The 20,824-nt window shown below is 51.0% G+C and carries 15 protein-coding genes and 1 pseudogene; 1 reads left to right on the top strand and 15 read right to left on the bottom strand.

Translation table 11 applies throughout. The annotated features are described in order from the left end of the window. Window positions 1–4: 4 nt before the first annotated feature. The gene (locus ACH5Y9_RS04525; protein WP_319961954.1) at window positions 5–448 is read right to left on the bottom strand and encodes a tetratricopeptide repeat protein; all 444 of its coding nucleotides are present in this window, start codon (window positions 446–448) and stop codon (window positions 5–7) included. Between the two features lie 168 nt (window positions 449–616). Here ACH5Y9_RS04525 and ACH5Y9_RS04520 point away from each other — a divergent pair, with 168 nt between their 5' ends. Then, entirely contained in the window at window positions 617–1,801 is a 1,185-nt protein-coding gene (locus ACH5Y9_RS04520; RefSeq protein ID WP_319961955.1) for an OmpA family protein, read from the top strand. Window positions 1,802–1,989: 188 nt separating this feature from the next. Here ACH5Y9_RS04520 and dnaE read toward each other — a convergent pair. The 14 genes and pseudogenes from dnaE to ACH5Y9_RS04450 all read right to left on the bottom strand — a co-directional run bounded on the left by dnaE (window position 1,990) and on the right by ACH5Y9_RS04450 (window position 20,814). After that, window positions 1,990–5,479 (bottom strand): annotated as a pseudogene (dnaE, locus tag ACH5Y9_RS04515) (DNA polymerase III subunit alpha). A 6-nt stretch (window positions 5,480–5,485) separates the two neighbouring features. Beyond that, window positions 5,486–6,076 (bottom strand): ribonuclease HII, encoded by a 591-nt coding sequence (rnhB, locus tag ACH5Y9_RS04510; RefSeq protein WP_445368684.1) that lies wholly within the window; start codon window positions 6,074–6,076, stop codon window positions 5,486–5,488. Further along, complete coding sequence (gene lpxA / locus ACH5Y9_RS04505; protein WP_020485709.1) at window positions 6,051–6,821, bottom strand: acyl-ACP--UDP-N-acetylglucosamine O-acyltransferase; 771 nt, start codon at window positions 6,819–6,821, stop codon at window positions 6,051–6,053. The genes rnhB and lpxA overlap by 26 nt, the downstream gene beginning before the upstream one ends. After that, entirely contained in the window at window positions 6,822–7,271 is a 450-nt protein-coding gene (gene fabZ, locus ACH5Y9_RS04500; protein ID WP_033155210.1) for a 3-hydroxyacyl-ACP dehydratase FabZ, read from the bottom strand. 107 nt (window positions 7,272–7,378) lie between these two features. Continuing rightward, on the bottom strand, window positions 7,379–7,879 hold the full coding sequence (locus tag ACH5Y9_RS04495) for an OmpH family outer membrane protein (protein WP_020485707.1): 501 nt from the start codon (window positions 7,877–7,879) through the stop codon (window positions 7,379–7,381). An 83-nt stretch (window positions 7,880–7,962) separates the two neighbouring features. Further along, entirely contained in the window at window positions 7,963–10,299 is a 2,337-nt protein-coding gene (bamA, locus tag ACH5Y9_RS04490; RefSeq protein ID WP_445368683.1) for an outer membrane protein assembly factor BamA, read from the bottom strand. Window positions 10,300–10,502: 203 nt separating this feature from the next. After that, a complete protein-coding gene (locus tag ACH5Y9_RS04485) occupies window positions 10,503–11,801 on the bottom strand; it encodes an FCSD flavin-binding domain-containing protein (RefSeq protein WP_445368682.1) in 1,299 nt (432 codons plus the stop codon). Beyond that, entirely contained in the window at window positions 11,801–12,097 is a 297-nt protein-coding gene (locus tag ACH5Y9_RS04480) for a c-type cytochrome (protein ID WP_445368681.1), read from the bottom strand. Before ACH5Y9_RS04480 ends, ACH5Y9_RS04485 begins: the two co-directional genes overlap by 1 nt. A gap of 5 nt (window positions 12,098–12,102) precedes the next feature. Next, on the bottom strand, window positions 12,103–12,846 hold the full coding sequence (gene rlmB / locus ACH5Y9_RS04475; protein WP_445368680.1) for a 23S rRNA (guanosine(2251)-2'-O)-methyltransferase RlmB: 744 nt from the start codon (window positions 12,844–12,846) through the stop codon (window positions 12,103–12,105). Continuing rightward, window positions 12,843–15,167: a ribonuclease R gene (gene rnr / locus ACH5Y9_RS04470; RefSeq protein ID WP_445368679.1), complete on the bottom strand. Its 2,325-nt coding sequence runs from the start codon at window positions 15,165–15,167 to the stop codon at window positions 12,843–12,845. The genes rlmB and rnr overlap by 4 nt, the downstream gene beginning before the upstream one ends. Before the next feature lie 62 nt (window positions 15,168–15,229). Then, window positions 15,230–16,822: a hypothetical protein gene (locus ACH5Y9_RS04465; RefSeq protein ID WP_101055405.1), complete on the bottom strand. Its 1,593-nt coding sequence runs from the start codon at window positions 16,820–16,822 to the stop codon at window positions 15,230–15,232. Window positions 16,823–16,932: 110 nt separating this feature from the next. Beyond that, entirely contained in the window at window positions 16,933–17,220 is a 288-nt protein-coding gene (locus ACH5Y9_RS04460; protein WP_445368678.1) for a hypothetical protein, read from the bottom strand. A 109-nt stretch (window positions 17,221–17,329) separates the two neighbouring features. Further along, window positions 17,330–17,497: a hypothetical protein gene (locus ACH5Y9_RS04455; RefSeq protein ID WP_445368677.1), complete on the bottom strand. Its 168-nt coding sequence runs from the start codon at window positions 17,495–17,497 to the stop codon at window positions 17,330–17,332. 374 nt (window positions 17,498–17,871) lie between these two features. Then, window positions 17,872–20,814 (bottom strand): DUF748 domain-containing protein, encoded by a 2,943-nt coding sequence (locus tag ACH5Y9_RS04450; protein ID WP_445368676.1) that lies wholly within the window; start codon window positions 20,812–20,814, stop codon window positions 17,872–17,874. Window positions 20,815–20,824 lie beyond the last annotated feature (10 nt).

Here is a 20,824-nt window from a genome sequence, read left to right as displayed (position 1 = left end):
CAATTTATTTAGTTGTTAAAAATTTCTTGGCATATTCGCCGGGAATGGAGCGAGAGGCGTTTAAACGCATCGCCTGATAATTAAATTGCACGCTGCCTTTCGCTGCATCGTTTCTGCCCAGAATCGCCAGCGAGGTGGCATGTCCTTGTTTAGCGGCTTTTTCGTACCAATCGGTAGCCTTATCTCTGTCGCTATTCACACCCATGCCTCGATCATACATCGCACCCATGACCACCTGAGCATCAAGCAAACCTTGATTCGCTGCCTTTTCCATCCACTCCGCGGCCTTGTGCTCGTCCTTCTCGAAACCTTCTCGGCCCAGTAAATACAGCGATGCCAACTTGGCTTGAGCCTGCGCATTCCCCTGCTCAGCCATTTCTTTCACACTGTCAGCCTTTACCGCACTGGCAAGTAAAAACATCGCACAGAAAATTAAAATCTTGCCCATTACATTCTCCAAGGAAGCCTAAGGATTAAAAACAAACCGGCATTATTTCACGGCGCCCGGCTAAGATGAACGCACTATTTAAAAATAAGGGATTGATGTTAGACTTAAGACACCAAGGCGGTACGCTAGGCCTTGTCGATGCAGAACAATAACCTGGAGAATCAATACATGAAAAGAAACCTTTTATTCACGGCCACTCTGGCCGGAGCGCTGCTTTCCGGTTGCGCGACGCAGTCGAGCAATAATTTCCAGGCTTTCCAGCCTGAAGACCTTAACGCGCTGGTTAAATCCGGAAAACTGGTACAAAAAACCAACAGCTTTTTCGTGATTAATGATTCGTCTTCATCCATGAGCCGTACCTATGTAAATTCTGCGGATTACAGCGGCACCAAGCTGGATGTCGAAAAAAATCTGCTCAATAAGTTTAACAAATCCATTCCGGTTATGCCGCTGACATCCGGTTTGCGCAGCTTCGGTTTTGGCCCATGCCTGTCTTGGGGCTCAACTTATCTCAACCAAGCCGTGCAAAATTACACTCAGGCCGGTTTCGAAACTGCAATTACCTCTCTACAATGCTCTAGCGGCGGCACCCCACTGGCCACGGCGCTAAGCGAGTCCGGCAAAGACATCACCTCTGCTCCCGGCAATATTGCCTTAATCGTTTTAAGCGACGGTATCGAGGAAGTCTCGCCGCTACCTACTGCCGAAGCGCTTAAATCCCAATACGGAGACAAGCTATGCATTTACACAGTCTGGGTCGGTAATGACCAAGATGTGGCCGGGCAAGCGGTGCTGCAAGACCTCGCCAATGCATCGGGTTGCGGATTCTCCACTACTGCCGAAGCGATCACCAGCGCCAAAGGCATGAGCGATTTCGTTAAAAACGTCTTCTTGAAAGCAGGCACACCCAAAGTGGCCGATTGCTCAACCCAAGACGACGACACAGACGGCGTAAGCAACTGTGCCGATAAATGCCCTGACACTCCTAAAGGCGCTATCGTCGATAAAGACGGTTGCTGGGCGTTCCGCGGCCTACTGTTCGATTTCGACAAATCCGACGTCAAAGCCAAATACGGCCCGCTGATCCAAAACGCCGTGGAAGTCATGAAAATGAACCCTGGTTTGACCATAGAGATTCAGGGCCACACTGATAGTTACGGTAAAGATGCTTACAACCAAAAGCTTTCCGAGCGCAGAGCCAATGCAGTTAAAGCCGAGCTGATCAAACAAGGCGTGGAAGGCAAACGCCTGACAGCGGTTGGCTTCGGCGAGTCCAAACCCGTCGATACCAATGAAACTGACGAGGGCCGTGCCTACAACCGCCGTGTCGAATACAAACGTACCGACCGCTAAACGATAAGCTTCCAGCTTAACGAAACCAGGGAGGCCCAGGCCTCCCTTTTTTATGTCCAGATCAATCAAATGGGCTCAGCATCGTTCGCGCTTGTTGCGGTCCGTAAACTCAATACACACTCGATGTGTGCATTTAGCCGAACCCCGCCTATCCCCGCTCCCAGAAATACAATGCGTCAAACGCCAGTTCAATATCTGACCAGCACCGTTTCGCTAGACAGCAAGCGCCGCAGGCGGATCAGGAGTTCATCGCTCGGGCGCACGCGCCAGTCGTCGCCCAATTGCAGGGTCGCTTTGTCGGTGCCAGTGCGGTACTCGATTTGGATTGGACATTGACCGCCGCAGAATGGCGTCAGCGTGGCCTGTAGGCTTGCCAGCCAACCGGACGGCAGGCCGCTATTGGCCAGATCTATCGTCAACGTAATGCCGCGGGCATATAACTCACGCGCTTCTTCCATACTGTAGAGCTTCTCGGCAGTCATCCTAAGACTGTTGGTAAAGTCGTCCATTGCCAATGAACCTTCGGCAATCAGAATCGTGTCTTTGCTGAGCAGGTTACGGTATTTGTCGTATATATTGCTGAAGGCCGCCACTTCCAGCCGGCCGGTACGGTCGTCCAGCGTTGCAAAGCCCATCATCTTGCCCTGCTTGGTTTGCCGGGTACGCATTTCCACGATCAGGCCGGCGACACGCGCTTCCATTTTGCCTCTGGAACGGCCGGCATCGACTTCCAGACTGGCGAGCGAGACCGTGGGTGATATGTTTTAATTCCGGCAGATATTCGGCGATGGGATGGCCGGTCAGAAACAGACCCAAAGTCTGCTTTTCCGCTTCCAGCTTTTCTTTTTCGGTCCACGGCTCGACCACGGTGGAATAAGCTTCCGCTTCACCGTCGCTGACTTCCACTTGTACCGCCAAACCGAATAGATCGTTTTGACCGGCCAACGCCATTTTTCCGTGTTGTTCGGCCACTCGCAAGGCGGTAGTCAATTCAGCGAGATGCGCCGCACGATTAGGATCGATGGTATCCAGCGCTCCGGCTCTGATCAATGCTTCCAACACCCGGCGATTGACCTTGCGCAAATCGACACGCTTGCACAGATCGTACAAGCCCGCAAACGCGCCGTTGGCAGCCCGTTCTTTTAATAAATCTTCAATCGCATTTTCGCCGACACCCTTGATCGCGCCGATACCATAAACAATCTGACCCTGGTCGTTTACCGTAAAACGAAAGTCGGAAACATTAATGTCCGGCGGGCAGATCTCCAGCTTCATTTCACGGCATTCGTCGATCAACACCACCACTTTGTCGGTGTTATCCATATCCGACGACATCACCGCCGCCATGAACGCGGCCGGATAATGCGCCTTCAACCAGGCGGTCTGATACGCAACCAAAGCGTAAGCCGCTGAATGCGATTTGTTGAAACCGTAGCCGGCAAACTTCTCCATCAGGTCGAAAACATAAGTCGCGATCGCGGCATCGATCTGGTTCGCTACCGCGCCCGACATGAATTTTTCCCGCTCCTTGGCCATTTCCTCCGGCTTTTTCTTACCCATCGCCCGCCGCAACATATCGGCGCCGCCCAGGGTATAGCTAGCCAATTCTCGGGCAATCTGCATTACCTGCTCCTGGTACAGAATAACGCCGTTGGTGGGCTTTAAAATCGGTTCCAGTAATGGATGCGCGTATTCGGCCTTGGCACCGTGTTTGACGTTGATATAATCGTCAACCATGCCCGATTCCAAGGGGCCCGGACGGAATAATGCCACCAGCGCGATGATGTCGTCGAAGCAATCCGGCTTCAACTTTTTGATCAGCTCCTTCATACCGCGCGACTCCAGCTGAAACACTGCGGTAGTCTGGGCATTTTTTAATAATTCATAGCTGGGCAGGTCGTCGCGCGGAATCTGGCTTATATCCACCGGCTCTTCACCGCATTGCGCTCGCTGGCGATTGATGGTTTGCAGCGCCCAATCAATGATCGTCAAGGTCCGCAAACCCAGGAAGTCGAATTTCACCAAGCCAACCGCTTCAACGTCGTCTTTGTCGAACTGCGTGACCAGATTGCCGCCGCCCTGCTCGCAATACAAAGGGCTGAAATCGGTAAGCTTGGTCGGCGAAATCACCACGCCGCCGGCGTGTTTACCAGCATTTCGGGAAATGCCCTCCAACGAACGCGCCATATCGATCAGCGCTTTGACCTCTTCCTCGGTGTCGTACAAGGCCTTTAATTCGGCGCTGTCTTGCAAGGCCTTATCCAGTGTCATGCCGATCTCAAAGGGAATCAATTTTGCCAGCCTGTCCACAAAACCATAGGCGTGACCCATCACCCTGCCCACGTCGCGAATCACGGCCTTAGCGGCCATCGAACCGTAAGTAATAATCTGCGATACATGATCGCGGCCATAATGACGAGCGACGTAATCGATCACCTCGTCGCGGCGTTCCATGCAAAAGTCGATATCGAAATCCGGCATCGACACCCGCTCAGGATTCAAAAACCGTTCGAACAGCAAATCGAATTCGATCGGATCAAGGTCGGTAATCTTCAATGCATACGCCACCAAAGAGCCGGCACCCGATCCTCGCCCCGGCCCGACCGGTATCGCATTGTTCTTGGCCCACTGAATAAAGTCGGCAACAATCATGAAATAGCCGGGAAAACCCATCTGGGTGATCACGTTCAGTTCAACTTCCAAACGCTCGTCATAGACTTTGCGATTTTCCGCGAAGCTGCCCTTGCCTACCGGCGGGTATTGAACGAGTCGTTCTTCCAGGCCCTGGCGCGAAGCATGCTTGAAATAGTCGTCCAGCGTCATACCTTCGGGGACCGGAAAATCGGGCAAATAGTTTTCGCCCAATGTCAGCTCGACATTACAGCGTTTGGCGATTTCCACACTATTGACCAAAGCCTCCGGAATATCGGCAAACAATTCGGCCATTTCCTCGGCAGTACGTAAATATTGCTGAGCGGTATAGTTTTTTGGCCGGCGGTTGTCGTCCAGCACCCGCCCCTGATGGATACAGACCCGTACTTCATGCGCGTCGAAATCGTTTTTACTGATAAAACGCACGTCGTTGGTGGCAACAACCGGCAAATCCAATTCGGCAGCCAAATCCGCCGCTAATTTGATGTAACGCTCTTCGTCGGTTTTACCGAGCCGCTGCAATTCCAGGTAAAAACTGTTTGGAAACAAATCCCGCCAATATTCGGCACAACGTTTGGCTTGCTCGGCATTTTCCGCCAACAAAGCCTGACCGACGTCACCATCCATCGCTCCCGATAACACAATCAAACCCTCATGATTCTCGGCAATCCAGTCTTTGTGCAGCATCGGTATCCCTTGGTGCTGCCCTTCCTGGTAGCCTCGGGAAATCAGCTCGGTCAACGTCACATAGCCTTTCTGATTGCGCGCCAACATGGTCAGGCGAAACGGCGAGGCCGGCTCGTCAGGATTGAAAATCAGCGCATCGGCGCCGATCAAGGGTTTGATGCCGGCGCCTTGTGCGGCTTTATAGAATTTAACCAGCGAGAACAAATTGCTTTGTTCGGTAATCGCCGCGGCCGGCATTTGATACTCAGCCAGTTTCTTTACCAAGGGCTTGATTCTGACGATACCGTCAACCAGGGAGAACTCAGTATGAATACGAAGATGAACAAAACTCGGCGTCATGGCTGTTTAAACAAGATACTTTTTAACAGGAGCAAACGATTTTCGATGCTGCGGGCTAATCCCAAGCTGTTGTAAAGCCGCTAAATGCTGCTGGGTTGGATAGCCTTTGTGGACAGCAAAAGAATAGCCGGGATACAGCCTATCCAGCGTCTGCATTTCCTCATCGCGGGCGACTTTGGCTAGGATCGAGGCGGCGGAAATTTCCGCAACCAGCAAATCGCCTTGTACGATAGCTTCTCCCGGTATATCCAATACCGGTAGCCGATTGCCGTCCACCTTGACCCCATCGGGGCGATAGTCCAATTGCGACACCGCCCGCTGCATCGCCACCATCGTCGCTTGCAGAATATTGATAGTGTCGATTTCGCTAGCTTCGGCGCGGGCAACGGCCCAGCACAAGGCATTGGCCGTGATTTGCTCGGCCAGCAGTTTGCGTTTCTTTTCGGTAAGTTTTTTGGAATCTGTTAAACCCGCGATGGGTCTGAGTGGATCGAGAATCACCGCAGCGGCGACCACCGGCCCGACTATGCAGCCGCGGCCAACTTCGTCGATACCGGCTATGCGTGGAGGGTTATCGGAGGATACCGCGTGTGACATTACGTAGAAAGCTGACCATATTGGAAAGTTCGTTACTTTCGCCGGCCATATCTTCCATTTCTTCGATGGCGTCTTCCAGACGCAGATTGTTTTTATAGAGGATCTTATAGGCTTTGCGAATCTGCCGAATCACTTCCGGCGGTACGCCGTTGCGCTCCATACCCACCGAATTGATGCCGTGCGGGCGAGTAGGTCTGCCACCCACCATCACATACGGCGGAATATCCTGAGTGATCGCACTGCCCATCGCCGAAAAACTGTATTCGCCGATTTGAGTAAATTGATGCACCAAGGTAAAACCACCCAAAATAGCATGATCACCCAGATGCACATGCCCGGCAATCGAGGCGCCATTCGCCATGATCACATGATCACCAATTTCGCAATCGTGCGCCACGTGGGTGTAAGCCATGAACAAATTATCGCTGCCGATCAACGTCAATCCTCGATCTTGCTGCGTGCCACGGTGCATCGTACAAAATTCGCGTATTACATTGCGGTCGCCGATTTCCAGACGGGTGATTTCATCGGCGTACTTTTTATCTTGCGGGTCTTCGCCTATCGAGGTGAATTGGTAGATCGTATTATCCTTGCCGATGGCGGTAGGACCTTTAATCACCACATGCGGGCCGATCTCTGTACCTGAATCTATCTGCACATCCGGACCAATAACCGAGAACGGACCGACTTTAACATCGTCGGCCAATTCGGCATTGATATGCACAACCGCTCTGGGATCTATCATTTATGCCTCTGCTGCCACAGCCGCACACATGATTTGCGCACTGGCGGCCAGTTCACCATCTACTTCCGCACGGCAATCGAAGGACCAGAGGTGACGCTTGTGTTTGATGTAAGTCACTTCCAGGCGCAATTGGTCACCGGGAACAACTTGCTTTTTGAAGCGGGCGTTATCGATGCCCGCCAAGTAATAAATCGTGCCTTTGCCCAATTGATCGTTGCTTTGCGACGTCAGTAGCGCAGTAGCTTGCGCCAGGGCTTCCATGATCAACACACCAGGCATAATAGGTTGACTCGGAAAATGGCCTTGAAAAAACGGCTCGTTAAAGGTCACGTTTTTCACAGCCAGCAAACGCACGCCCGGCTCGCAGTCAAGTACCCTGTCTACCAGCAAGAAAGGATAGCGATGTGGCAAGAGTTCCTGAATTTGTAAAATATCGAGTGTGCCGGCCATGAGTTATCTGTGCGAAATGAGGAGAAGCGGGAAGTTCGCTTATACCAGGAACTCCCCCACTTAAGGTGCTGCATGCTTCCGCAATCAGGGAAGCATCGGGGAAAATCTTACTGCGACAAGTTTTCCAGTTTTTGCTGAACGCGGCTGGTAACATCAATTTGATCGTTGGCGTAAATAACACCGTCGGTCAGCAACAAATCAAAAGACTCTTCTTTGGCTAACGCTCTTACTGCTTCCACGATGCGTTTTTGCAGGTTGCCCAACTCTTCGTTTCTACGCATGTTGAAATCTTCACTGAACTCTTGTTGTGCACGAGCCGCGTCGCGTTTTTTGTCCAGAATGTCTTTTTCGATTCTATGACGCTCTTCTTCGCCCATCACCGCAGTGTCACGGCCCAATTTTTCTTCCAGCGATTTAATCTCTTTTTGCTGAGAAACCAGCGCTTTGTCTCTTGGTGAAAATTCAGTTTCCAAGCGAGTTTTTGCTTTGGCGGCTTGTGGTGCTTTTTCCAAAACCTTGGCCACATTGACAAAACCGATTTTCAGCTCTGCGTGACTCACGCCAGCAAAAATCATCAGCATCAGAAACAAAGAAATTCTATTTTTCATGGTCAAAACCATCTCCGGTTAATTTTTTTGAGTTTAAGACAGAACGCAAAAGCGATTATAGGGCAAAACAGGCTCAAACTAAACTAAAATCCCGAGCCGAAGGTGAACTGGAAGGCTTGAGTTCTGTCGGTACTCTCCGAATTCAGGGGCTGGGCAACACTCACTGCCAAGGCCCCAAACGGCGACAACCATTCCCCAGACAAGCCCACCGAATAACGGAAATACTTGCGCAAATCGCCGGTACTAAGTCCGGGTGCCAGCGTGCCGGCGTCAACAAACGAGCCAATTCTCACCGATTTCATATCGCTTAAGAACGGCACAGGGAAAAACAGCTCGGCCTTGCCAATCAGCTTGGTGGAGCCCCCGATGGGTCGATTGTAGGTATTGGCGGTATTGATTTCGTTTTGGTCAATGACACCCAAGGTATTTTGCATAAAACCGCGAACGTCACCGGTACCACCGGCAAAATAGTTTTCAAAAAACGGCAAGCCGGAACTACCACCGTAGCTACCGCCATGCGCCACCTCACCTAACAAGCGGAAGGTAAAGTCGTTGGACAAGGGAAAATAATGCTGATGCTTATAGCCGACTTTGAAATATTCCAAATCACTACCGGGTACGGTAATCAATCCGGAAAGCCTTTGCTGACCACCGCTATGTGCGAATGTGGCTCTGTCTAAAGTATCGTGAGTCCAGCCCGCAGAAGTTGAGAGCGTATCGAAGCTTTTCGACCGGATTGCAGAAATGTCGTCGCCCTTTTTAAACCCTAGGAATTTTAGAATCGTGTCCGAAGACAAGGTGGTATTTTCGATCTCGGTGCGCTTTAGATCAATATCAAAACCGATTCTGTCGAACTCGTTCAACGGGATACCAAAGTTGATACCGGCGTTTGTAATGGTTGTATTGTAAGCCGCCAAGTTAGCTGCGTAGGCATTTCGGGAGGTGTAACCCAGGTTGTAGCCCATCGCCACGCCATCCAGCGTGTAATAAGGATCTGAAAAGCCCAGGTTGTAGCGCGTCAAAATACTACTGTTGTTGAACGCGAAATCCACCCGTTTACCGGTACCAAAGATGTTGTCTTGCGAGACGTTGGCGTTAAAGATAATCCCTTGCACCTGGGAGTAACCGACACCGGCCTGCAAGTTACCGGAGGCTTTTTCCTTGATCGTGTAATTGACGTCGATCTGATCGGCCGAACCGACCACAGGCGGCGTTTCCACGCCCACTTCCTCAAAATAACCCAATCTATCCAGACGGGTCTTGGTCCGTTCAATCTTGCTGCTGGCCGCCCAACTGGACTCCATTTGTCTGGCTTCCCGGCGAATCACTTCGTCACGGGTCTTGGTGTTACCTTTGACGTTGATGCGCCGCACATACACACGCTTGCCCGGATCAACAAAAAAGGTCATCGCGACGGTTTTTTGCTGTTCGTTAATCTCCGGCACCATATTGACGTTGGCAAAGGTATAGCCTTCGTCACCCAGGCGATCCGAAATGGATTTGGACGTTTCCGTAGCGTTCTTCCGGGAGAAAATCTCTCCGGGACCCACCTTAACCAACTTGATCAACTCTTCAGGCGGCACGATCAATTCACCGGACAATTTGACCTTTTCCAAGGTGTACACATCGCCTTCCTTGACGTTGATGGTGATGTAAATTTCCTTCTTATCGGCCGTAATATCAACCTGAGTGGATTCAATGGAGAAATTGATATAACCGCGATCAAGATAAAATGAACGCAGCTTTTCCAAATCAGCAGACAGCTTTTGTTTGGAATATTGGTCGTCTTTGGAATAAAAAGACAGGAAGTTGGTGGTGCTTAATTCGAACTCTTTCCGCAACACATCGTTAGCAAAGGATTTGCTGCCGACGATATTGATTTGCTTGATCTTGGCAACCCGGCCCTCGGAAATATCGATATGAATCCCGACCCGGTTGCGCGTCAACTCGGACACTTCGGTTTTAATTTTCAGGCCGTATTTACCGTGGCTGAAATATTGCCGGCGTAGCTCTTGTTCGACCTTGTCCAGGATTTGCTTGTTGTAAACCTTGCCTTCCGCCAAGCCGATTTTTTTCAAGGCTTCGGTCAAATCTTCCTTTTTAATGTCTTTGTTGCCTTCGATAACCACTTTCGCTACCGAAGGCCGCTCGACTACATTCACCACCAGCGTGCCGCCATCGCGTTCCAGCGATATATCCTTGAAAAATCCGGTATTGAATAAAGCCCTGATCGCCGCGGCTTGCTTGTCTTCGGAAAAGGTTTCGCCAACATTAACCGGCAAATAGTTGTAGACGGTACCGGCGGAAATTCTTTGTAAGCCCTTGACCTGAATATCCTCAACTACAAAGCTGCTTGCATGAGCGGCCTTGCCGGACAGCATACTCAGCAACAGTATTTGTAATAGTGGGTTTTTCTTCACGCAGTCAACCATGGAAAATGAACAGGCGCGATTGTAACACGCTGTTTTCGGATTCCCGCGCCTTCAATGGTAAATACTCGTAAATACTGGCCGAAAAATTGCTTTCTTATTCAGTTTCAATTGCAAGGAAAAACAATTCAAAAAAAATTACAAAAATCCAATGCAAGCTATTGAAATAAAATATTTTTGATCAAAACATCAAGTCAACCAAACGTATCGGCAATCAAGTTCCGATAAACGGCTCGCGTGTAATCCGCTTCCGCAGCGGCAACTTGGGCATCGGCTCGCGCACTTACTCCACCGGCGCCTTTCACCGGCGCAATCGCATCGGCTGCATCCAGTTTGTAAACACCGGCCACGGAGATACCGTGGTCAGGCGCGATTAGGCTATAGCAGGTATTCAGCCAATGCGCTTCGGGGACGGGGGTCTGATTAAGCAAGCTCGTCACCGCCAACGCACACGCTTTAGCTTCGGAATTAGCGGCAAAAGCAGATTTAGGGATAGGCGCATAATGCGCAGCGTCGCCAATGACATGGATAAAGTCGTCAAATAACGATTGGCCGGTCAGCGGCCGAACCGGACACCAACCGGTGCTATCGGCCAAGCCCTGCTGCAAAGCGATGTGCGCAGCCGTTTGCGGCGGAATGATGTTCAACACGTCGCCTCGGAATCGGTCGCCGAATTCGCTAGTTAACACCCTATTCGGCTTATCCAGTTCAAGTAAAGGGTTATCCGCCAAACTATGCCACTCGATCAGACTATTGGCGGTGCCGTAACCGTAATGCTTAGTCCAGCCGGCTTCGAATAGAGCCTGCTTGGAAAAGCTGCGTTTGGCATCGAGGATGAGTATTTTCGAACGCGGTTTATGCTTTTTCAGCCAATACGCCATCATACTGGCTCGCTCGTAAGGGCCAGGCGGACATCGATAAGGATCGACAGGCACCGCTAGTAACACTACCCCACCGTCCGGCATCGCTTGCAGTTGCCGCGCCAGCATTAAGGTCTGCGGACCGGCCTGCCAGGCATGCGGAAATTGCTCCGCGGCGGCCTGATCGTAACCAGCCATCGTATCCCAACGAAAATCGATGCCGGGCGACATGATTAACCTGTCATAGCTCACACTCTGCCCGCCGGCCAATCGCAATCGCCGTTGCCCAGCATCTAAACTGCTGACGCGATCAATTAACAGTTTGATTCCATATTTGTCTTGCAAAGCCTGGTAATCGACCGTCAACTGGTCGAGGCCCGTCAAACCGGCAAACAACCAATTACTGCCGGGACAAGTGATATATTTGGCTTTGGGTTCGATCAGCGTGACTTGAATATTCGCATTCAATAAACGCAAATATTTCGCTGCAGTCGCGCCACCGAAGCCGCCACCGACCACTACGACATGCGCTTTGGCACCCCAAAAGAACGGCAATCCGCCACAACCGCTAAGAACACCAGCCCCAACTCCGGCAAGACCTTGTAAAAAACGTCTGCGGGATAATCCGGTCATTAATGGCGACTCAAATACTCGGCAACCGCCGCCAGCTCGGTGTCGCTGTAACCTTTAGCCAAACGCGGCATCAATGTGGCGGGCCTTTTGTCGTATTTAAAATCCAGCAAGGCCTGCTGGATCTGCTGAGCGGATAAACTTTTTAGCGAAGGGCTTGAGCTTTGGGCATCTAAGTTTGAATCGGTGTGACAATTCCAGCAATTAAAGGCCATTGCTCTCGCATCGATTTCAGCATAAGCCATCGAGCTCAATGCGCTGGCAAGCAACGCCGCCGAAACATAGCCCATGCGCTTCATGCCGCTTAAGCAAGCAGTTTCTGCCGAAACACTTCGTACAACAATACGCCAGCAGCCACCGATACGTTCAGGCTTTCCACCTGTCCAGCCATAGGAATTTTCACCAGAAAATCGCAATGCTGACGGGTCAGATGGCGCATGCCAGTACCCTCCGTGCCCATCACCAGCGCCAGGGGCATATCCAGTTTCATCTGAAACACGGTTTGCTCAGCTTCGCCGGCCGCGCCCATGATCCAGATATTCTGCTCTTTCAACCAGCGCAGAACTCTGGCCAGATTGGTGACCTGATACACCGGCACCGTTTCCGCTGCACCGCTGGCTACTTTACAAACCGTCGGCGTGATACCGGCGGCATTGTCTTTAGTGACGATCACGCCATGCGCACCCACGGCATCCGCGGTGCGCAAACAAGCACCGAGATTGTGCGGATCTTGCACTTGATCCAGCACCAAATAAAACGGCGTCTGGGTTAGCGCTTCAACGTCTTGTTTGAGCTGGTCTTCGCTGCGCGTCGCCGGTAACTCGACCGAGACGACGATGCCTTGGTGATTCTTGCCGTCGGCCATCTTTTCCAGCTTTTTACGCTCGGTTTTTTCCGGATTGATACCCAGCTTGACGAGATCGTCTATCACTTGCTTCAGGCGCACATCCTGGCGTTGACTATCCACCCAGGCTCGGCGAATTTTCTGCGGTGAATAATCCAGCGCGGCTTGCACCGCGTGAATACCAAACAATTGGGTTAAATTCATGAGCGACGGCGTTTTTTGGCTTTTGGCTTACTTGAGGATTTTTTATCTTTATTCGACTTCGTCGCTTTAGCGCCGGCTTCGGCTTTTTTGCGGCCAGAAGAGGATTTGGTTTTAGCGATTTTTTTACCCGTCTGTAGCAACTCAAAATCGATTTTCTTGTCGTCCAGATTAACCCGCACCACGCGAATTTTCACCATATCGCCCAAGCGGTAACGTACGCCGGTGCGCTCGCCGTACAACTGATGTTTACTGGCGTCGAAGGCAAAATAATCCTGTACCAGAGAGGCGATATGCACCAAGCCTTCCACGTAAATCGATTGCAATTCAACGAAAAAGCCAAAACCGGTCACGGCGGAAATCACGCCGTCGAACTCTTCGCCGATCTTGTCCATCATATACTCGCATTTCAGCCAGCTCACCACATCGCGGGTGGCGTCGTCGGCTCGGCGCTCGTTCGCCGAACAATGCTCACCCAACAACACCATGTCAGGATGCGTGTAATAAAAACTATCAACCGACTTACCGGCCAGACAATGCCTGATCGCCCTATGCACCAGCAAATCAGGATAGCGCCGGATCGGCGAAGTAAAGTGCGCATAGGCATCCAGCGCCAAGCCAAAATGGCCTTTGGTTTCCGGGCTGTAAACGGCTTGCGACATGGAGCGCAGCAAAATCGTCTGAATCAAATGCGCGTCGGGACGTTCCTTTACCGACTCCAGCAGATGCATGTAATCCAATGGCGTGGGTTGCGCCTTACCCCCCAGAAATAAACCCAATTCGCCCAGAAAGGTTTTCAGCGCCAGTAATTTTTCCGGGCCGGGACCATCGTGGATCCGCAGCAGGCGCGGCATTTTTTTCTTGTTCAGAAACTTCGCCGCTGCCGTGTTGGCGGTAATCATAAATTCTTCGATCAGCTTATGGGCATCGTTGCGCTGCAAAGGCACGATTTCAGCGATTTTGCGCTCCGGCCCAAAGACGATTTTGGTCTCCTGGGTGTCGAAATCCATCGCCCCGCGCAACTCGCGCTGCTTACGCATCACCTTGTACAAGTCGTACAGAGTCTGTAAATATGGCAGCAAAGCGGCGTATTTTTTTGCCAGCTTCTGATCGCCATCCACCAGCATTTTTGCTACGTCGGTATAGGTCAAACGCGCATGGGAGCGCATCACCGCTTCAAAAAACCGCGAACGCAGGACATTACCTTCTTCGTTGATCAGTAATTCGCAGACCATGCATAAACGATCCACTTCCGGGTTCAACGAACACAATCCGTTAGACAGTATCTCCGGCAGCATCGGAATGACTTTTTCCGGAAAATATACAGAAGTACTGCGATTTTTGGCTTCGGCATCCAAAGCGGTATCGACTTTTACATAATGTGAGACGTCGGCAATCGCCACCAACAACTTCCAGCCTTTCGGGGTTTTTTGCGCGTAGACAGCATCGTCGAAATCGCGGGCATCTTCGCCATCTATGGTGACCAAGGGCAATTTACGAATATCTTCCCTGCCCTGCTTGGCGGACTCCGGGACTTGCGGCGTGAGCTCCTTAATTTCTTCTAGTAACTGGTCCGGCCACTGATTGGGTAAATCGTGCGAGCGAATCGCCATTTCGATTTCCATGCCCGGCGCCATATGCGCGCCCAGTACTTCGATGATGCGGCCCAAGGGCTGGCAATGCTGGCTAGGTTGCTGAATTATCTCTGCGACCACGATCTGGCCTTGTTTGGCATGGCCGACGTCTTCCTTGGCAATCAGCACTTCGTGGGCAATCTTTTTGTTATCCGGCACCACATAAGCCACGCGGCCCTCGGTAAAAAACCGACCGACCACTTGATGCGTATTGCGTTCGCTGATTTCAATCACCGCCGCTTCGCGACGGCCGCGTCTATCAATGCCGGCCACGCGCGCGATGACTCGGTCGTTGGGCATCAGCGGCTTCATTTCCCGTGGCGACAAAAACAGGTCTTCGCTACCGTCGTCGGGTTTCAAGAAACCGAAACCTTCCGGATGTCCCAAAACCCGTCCGGCGATTGTGTTACCCCCGGAGCCCAGGCAATATTTTTGCCGACTGTTAAAACTAAGCTGACCGTCGCGCTCCATGGCTCGCAGCCTGCGGCGCAGCGCCTCCAGGGCATCGGGCGTTTCTAAGGCAAATTGTTGGGCGATTTGTTGGCGGCGTAGCGGCTTGCCGGCTTCTTGAATAAGCTGGAGGATCAGCTCGCGACTGGGGATGGGATTCTCGTATTTTTCGGCCTCACGCTGGGCGTGCGGATCGACGAGGGCGTTAAAATCAGATGTCTGATCGGTATTTGCTGTCATTGAGTCTGTTTGCTGGGTTCTGCCGCCTGTTCCCTGTCGGAACCGGCCGGTAATCGTCTTTGTTATATAAAATCATAGCCTTTCTTCTTGTTCTGCGTGGGAACGACGTCGTCCAGAATACGCCGGCATTCGAACTGCCAATAGCCCAAGCCGATATTTCTACGGCCGTTCAAAATAATGGGAAAATTCTCATGCCCCATGAACATTCGCAATAAATCGCCGTCTTTCAAGCGAAAAGAATCCATGATGATAAAGCTCTTTTCGCCTTCATTATCTCTTATGCCATAGATCAAGGCTTTCTTGCGCTCCGCATCGGTATCCGCCTCCAGCGCCTGATAAGCCACCGGAAAAGCTTGCGCGGCGATGACCATCACCTCAAATATCAGCTTGGAATCCTGCTTGGGGAGCAGTATTTTGCAAACCACGCCGAGCGAACGTTGTTGCGGCATCGCGTCTATCTTACGAAAACTCACCAAGCTGCCGATAGACAACACGCCTTCCTTGTGGAAATTACAGGACAAGGCGCGTTCGGAGTCAGTCTCGGCCCGTATTTCCAGACCGGTTTCCAGACCGGGTCTACCGGTTTCCAATAGATCATAGGTCGTTTCCAAACCAATAGCCACATATCTATCCAGCCTATCGGCAAAATAGACCGTCCCTTGCGGCTCCTTCCCTTGCCAGCGCTGCATCAGATAGTCGAACAGTTCCGCGGATAACTTTTGATGATTATTCTTATCGATCTCCAGCGAACTAAAGCGCGCTTCCTCCTTGCTGCACAACTTGTCCGCCTGCTTGATTACTTTGCCCAACTTGGTCAGATTCAGGTAAAGCATGGCCGAGTCCGACCGGCGATCTGTCTGTGTGCCACCGAGCAAAAAAGCCGGCGGCAGGTCTTCGTCCATTAAAATCGCGCATTGCACGGCTTGTTCGGCTACCGGTTTGGTTTCGATTTGCAGAAAATCGCTGATTTTCTCGAGAAACTCATAAACCAGTTGAAACTCTTTCTGCATCAAGCCGGATGGATAAGCCAAACTTAACAGCAATATTTGTTTATAGCTGTCTTCGACTGACGACAGTTTACTGAATATACCGCCCTGGTCGGCCACCTTGGAGCCCGCCTTATCCAACTTCACGGCGAGTTTATACAACGAGTGCAAATCGATCCAGATCCAATCCGGTACCGGATAGCTCATCATGTAGTGACTTATCACGATGCGGCTCAAGCCCCGGATAGTCCGCTGTATCGCCAAGGCCGTGGATTTACCCTGCAACCAACCGATTTCGCGGCGGGTCAAATCCTTGACCACGCTCCAATAGCCGATGGTAAATTGTCTTTCGATTGCGCAGGCCAAGCCGAAGATTTTTTTTTCGCTTTCGCCCTTTGGGAAACCGAACTTGATTAACCGCGAGCGCAAATAATCGTCGATCAAGTAGAAGCTGTCTCTGAGTAACTCCAATGCATGCAAGCGCTTTGCCGCCGGCATTTCCACCGAAATTAATTCACCTAACAACTCGTAAAACAAACGGGCAGCCAGCCCGGGATTGGCAGTCGGCAGTTCGGCAATCCATTGCCGCAGCGCATCGTCGGTAAACGACGCCGACAATTGGGGATCATTTTTTTGCTGGGGTATGACCAGAAAAAACGAGTTTTTCACAGAGCATCCATTATTGATGAACGTGCTGCGAATCGCTCACTATTCAGGATGACATCCCAATAGGCGACAAAACCAACAGCGCGCTGTGTTGCTAAGCCCTCAACCATTGCCTAGAACAACCCTTCGTCGTCTACCATCAAATTTTGCAAGGCATTCACATCCTTTCTGAGTTGCTTCCTTGCCAATAACTTGGTTTGCACGCGCTCAGGAAGCTCGGTAAAAATCAACACCTGATTGGCTACCAGTAAATCCACCAAGTCGTCTATGACCCTGACCATATCGTTATCGGTAGCTGACAAGGCTTCCCTTGCCTTATCACTTGGGACCTGCCGCAAGAATACCGCTACTTCCGGGTGGTCGACGTCCAGCCACTCATCGCCGCTGTCGCACAGTTGCACAATTGCCCCCGTCTGATCTCGGACTACAAACGGCACAGGTCACCTACTATCGACATAATCAGCAAAATCCAAAAACCTTATCGGTAAGCACCGGCAACGCAAAAACCGATCATCTAGGTGAGATAGTCAAAGCGCCCAAGGTCACGCCAATGTCTATACCGCGACCCTTGCCGGACAGTGCTAAAGAAATTTCGCCTCGGGTTAACAATTGCCCGTCTATCGACTTGGTGGCACCGGCATGGCCTTCGAAGGCGACAAAGACTGCCATAGATTTCATTCAAATTTCTAACCTCGGAAAACACCCCGGTGCCCTCTATTTCCGATTTACCGATGGTAAAACCTATGCTCTTGGAAGCCAGTGCAACTTGTGCCCGCTGTCCGTTACTACAACTGATATTACCAAGGCCATCATATTGCTTATAAACGAGTGACCAACCACTTAACTTGTAAGTCATCGTGCAGGATGTTAGCGATTGCGCGGCTGCCGGAGACACGAAAAACAGTCCGCTTAGGCTTAGCGCCAACAGCGGAATAAATCGAAAAAACTGGGTTGACATTAGAATCTCCATTTTTATAAAACCTTAAATACAAATCGATGCGCCACTATCGCTGCGTAAACGCCATTATATTACAAACAGTGTAAGCTTCCGTTTACTGTGAAGCGCTCAACGATAGCACTGACTTAATCCCATCGGCTGTTTCGGCCTGATTCAACTCGGTCGCCATTAGATACAGCCTATCTTTGCTGATCCCACCGGGTTCGGCCAGATACTGCGCGATATGGTTGGCTCTGGCAATCGCCAGATCGTTAAGGCGCTGCGGATCGGGGGGGAAAATACCTTCCAGCTTCTGTTGCGCCAACGGGTAAAAGTCGGCGTCCGGATTACTCTTGATCCGTGGCTTGCCCAATAAGGATCTATCCATCTCCAGCGGGAAGACTTCGCCAAAAAACTTGGCCAGCAAGCGCTTGTAGTCATCGTCGGACAATTCAATGTATTCGTGCCGAACTTTCTCACCCTTGTCGCGCAACTCGCCGGACTTCATTTTTTTCAATACATCCTTTACTGCTTCAAAGCGCATCGCCGGCCAATCCATGTTTTGGTAGGCAATACCTTTGATTTCCAGGGTCAACTCGGGTTTGCTGAGCAAGGCTTTATTAAGCTGATCCAGTTTGGCGGATTCTTCGACAGCCAATTCAGCACTACCCGGTGCGAAAGCCACCGCGCTAAAGTCCTTGTCATCATCCAGTAAGGAACCCAGCGCTTTGAACGGCGACATCGCCACTTTAGAAATCAGATTAACCAACACATCGGCCAGCAAGGAACCAATACTGAATTTCGGATCTTCCAGACTGCCGGTGATGGGAAAATCCAGATTAATTTTGCCGTCCGCATCTTTCAGCAAGGCAATCGCCAAATGCAAAGGCAAGGACACCGCATTCGGATTTTCCACATGCTCACCCAAGGTCAACTGATCGATGAGCAATTTATTCTGGACTGCCAACTGCGCCTGCTTGATGGTGTAGCGCAAATCCAGGGCCATTTGGCCTTTCTCAATCCGGTAGCCGGCAAACTCAGCCATATAAGGCGTAATCAACGGCAAAGGCATGTTAGTAAAATTTAGGGCAATGTCTGAATCCCCCGTATCGAATTGATATTTGCCTTTGATACCGACCGAGGCCATCTCGTAAACCTTGCCTTTTAAAGCCAACTTGGCCTCGGCATCTTTGTCCGAGGAAAACCCGCTGACTTCGCCGTTGAGACTGTTCATCGCCGCTACGAACGGTAATATCAAGGAGTAGTCGGAGAAATCCGACTTACCCTCTTTCAGTTCGATTTTACCGATACTGACCCGCGGCTCGGTGGATTTGCCGGCCGCCGTTTTTGCAGGAGGTTTAGCTGCCGGAGCTGGTTTTGCGGGTGTTTGCGGCAGCATTAGATCGTCGATATTGGTTTTACCATCCTTTTTGATATTAAACCGCAGGTAAGGACGGTCAAACATTACCTTGGCGAATTTGAAATCCTGTTTCGCCAAATCGATGTCTATTCCCGACACCTCCAGATTGGACCATTTCAAGAAATCCACGTTTTTGAGCTGATCCCGAGTCACCAAACCTTCTAAATTGGCATCGCCTTGAAACGTGAGTTGCAGTTGCTCGGCCACCGCTAATTGCAGATTACCCTTCCCGCTGAAATCGCCATCCACCAATTCCAGTTTTAAAAAGGGGTCCAGATAAGATTGGAACACTTTCAGATTAATATCGTGAATATCCAGCGCCCAAGTCCCCGCAAAAGGCTGCAAACTCATCTCGCCGTCCACTTTCAACCCGCCGGTATTATTGAACTTGCAGCTCAATTGCACCGGCAATTTACCACTGTCCTGCGTGCTAAATTTTTGCACCTTGCCACTCAACTCGCTCAGTTGCAGTTCCAGCGGCTTCGGCAAACTGTAATCGGTAAAATGAATGTTGTAGTTGTTGAATGCCAACTCATCCACTTTAACCAGCCAAGGGTTGCTTTCCTCGGCAACCGCCGGCGTTGCAGGTGGTTGATTAACGTCTTGAGCCGCGGCATCTCCGGCAAACAAAGCCTGATAATTGACAACACCGTCAGCCTGCAACCATGCGCTAATCGTCGCATCGCTGCTGGATACGGCACCGATCTCAACTTGCTGCTGATTTACATCGACATTAATGCCGTTGACCGCCAAGGCCGGCAGACTAACTAAGGGCTTACCGTGATTGTTCTCGGTGATCTCCAGCTGTTTGATCTCGACATTGCCGTTGCTTAGTTTTGTGAGCATCCCATCCGCTGCTTGGGCAAGCGTGTAATCAACTTGCAAACCCAGCACGCCGTTGACGATTTCCACCGGCAGGATTTGTTGCAAAAATAATTGCCAACTTCTGGCCAGACCTATTTTTTCCAACTGCAACTGACCCTTAGAAGCCAGCGGTGCAATCGAGAAATCGCCATGCCATTGGATAGTGCCGCCCGATTCCAAACCCACACTCAATTCGCCCGGCGCACTGCTTGCCGCCTGAGTGCTGAATTCGTTGAGTGATAGATTAAGCGGTAACAGGTTTTCCGATAGCACTTGACCGCTGGTAGCATCCTGCCAGCCTATTCGTCCTTCTGTGATCGCGATTTGATGAACCAACAGCGCCAAGCTTTCGCCGTCACTGTCTTTTGTGTCAGGCTGCGACTCTGATTGCTTGGTTTTTATATCCGCAAAATTGAATGCGCCGTCGGCGCGACGTTCGATATTGACTTGCGGATTATGCAACTCAATGACATCTAAAACCACACCGCCCAGCTTTGCCGACTCGACGGTGTCCAAATCGACAAATAAACGCTCGAAACCCGCTAGATCTTTGCCGTCTTTCGCCGCCAGGGCAAAGCCTTCCAAGGTCAGTGTGAATTTGAAGGGGTTAAAGCGAATTGCCGAAAGCCGGGCTTGCTGTCCGGTTTCTTCCTGAACTAAAGCCGGCAGTTTTTTTAAGGCCAGTGCCGGCACCAGGTAAAACCCCAATAAGGCGTAGATCGCCAAAAGCGCAATAAGCCCCAATCCTGCGATCAAGCCTTTTTTTCGATTCATTGTCACCACC

Source organism: Methylomonas sp. BW4-1 (genome assembly GCF_052474385.1).
Note: the sequence above shows the minus strand (reverse complement) of the source record. Positions and strands in the feature narration are given on the sequence as shown.

Excerpts from the sequence above, each read along its gene's own strand:
- ACH5Y9_RS04525 (WP_319961954.1), bottom strand. The coding sequence starts at position 448 with ATGGGCAAGATTTTAATTTTCTGTGCGATGTTTTTACTTGCCAGTGCG.
- ACH5Y9_RS04520 (WP_319961955.1), top strand. The coding sequence starts at position 617 with ATGAAAAGAAACCTTTTATTCACGGCCACTCTGGCCGGAGCGCTGCTT.
- rnhB (WP_445368684.1), bottom strand. The coding sequence starts at position 6,076 with ATGTCACACGCGGTATCCTCCGATAACCCTCCACGCATAGCCGGTATC.
- lpxA (WP_020485709.1), bottom strand. The coding sequence starts at position 6,821 with ATGATAGATCCCAGAGCGGTTGTGCATATCAATGCCGAATTGGCCGAC.
- fabZ (WP_033155210.1), bottom strand. The coding sequence starts at position 7,271 with ATGGCCGGCACACTCGATATTTTACAAATTCAGGAACTCTTGCCACAT.
- ACH5Y9_RS04495 (WP_020485707.1), bottom strand. The coding sequence starts at position 7,879 with ATGAAAAATAGAATTTCTTTGTTTCTGATGCTGATGATTTTTGCTGGC.
- ACH5Y9_RS04485 (WP_445368682.1), bottom strand. The coding sequence starts at position 11,801 with ATGACCGGATTATCCCGCAGACGTTTTTTACAAGGTCTTGCCGGAGTT.
- ACH5Y9_RS04480 (WP_445368681.1), bottom strand. The coding sequence starts at position 12,097 with ATGAAGCGCATGGGCTATGTTTCGGCGGCGTTGCTTGCCAGCGCATTG.
- rlmB (WP_445368680.1), bottom strand. The coding sequence starts at position 12,846 with ATGAATTTAACCCAATTGTTTGGTATTCACGCGGTGCAAGCCGCGCTG.
- rnr (WP_445368679.1), bottom strand. The coding sequence starts at position 15,167 with ATGACAGCAAATACCGATCAGACATCTGATTTTAACGCCCTCGTCGAT.
- ACH5Y9_RS04455 (WP_445368677.1), bottom strand. The coding sequence starts at position 17,497 with ATGAAATCTATGGCAGTCTTTGTCGCCTTCGAAGGCCATGCCGGTGCC.
- ACH5Y9_RS04450 (WP_445368676.1), bottom strand. The coding sequence starts at position 20,814 with ATGAATCGAAAAAAAGGCTTGATCGCAGGATTGGGGCTTATTGCGCTT.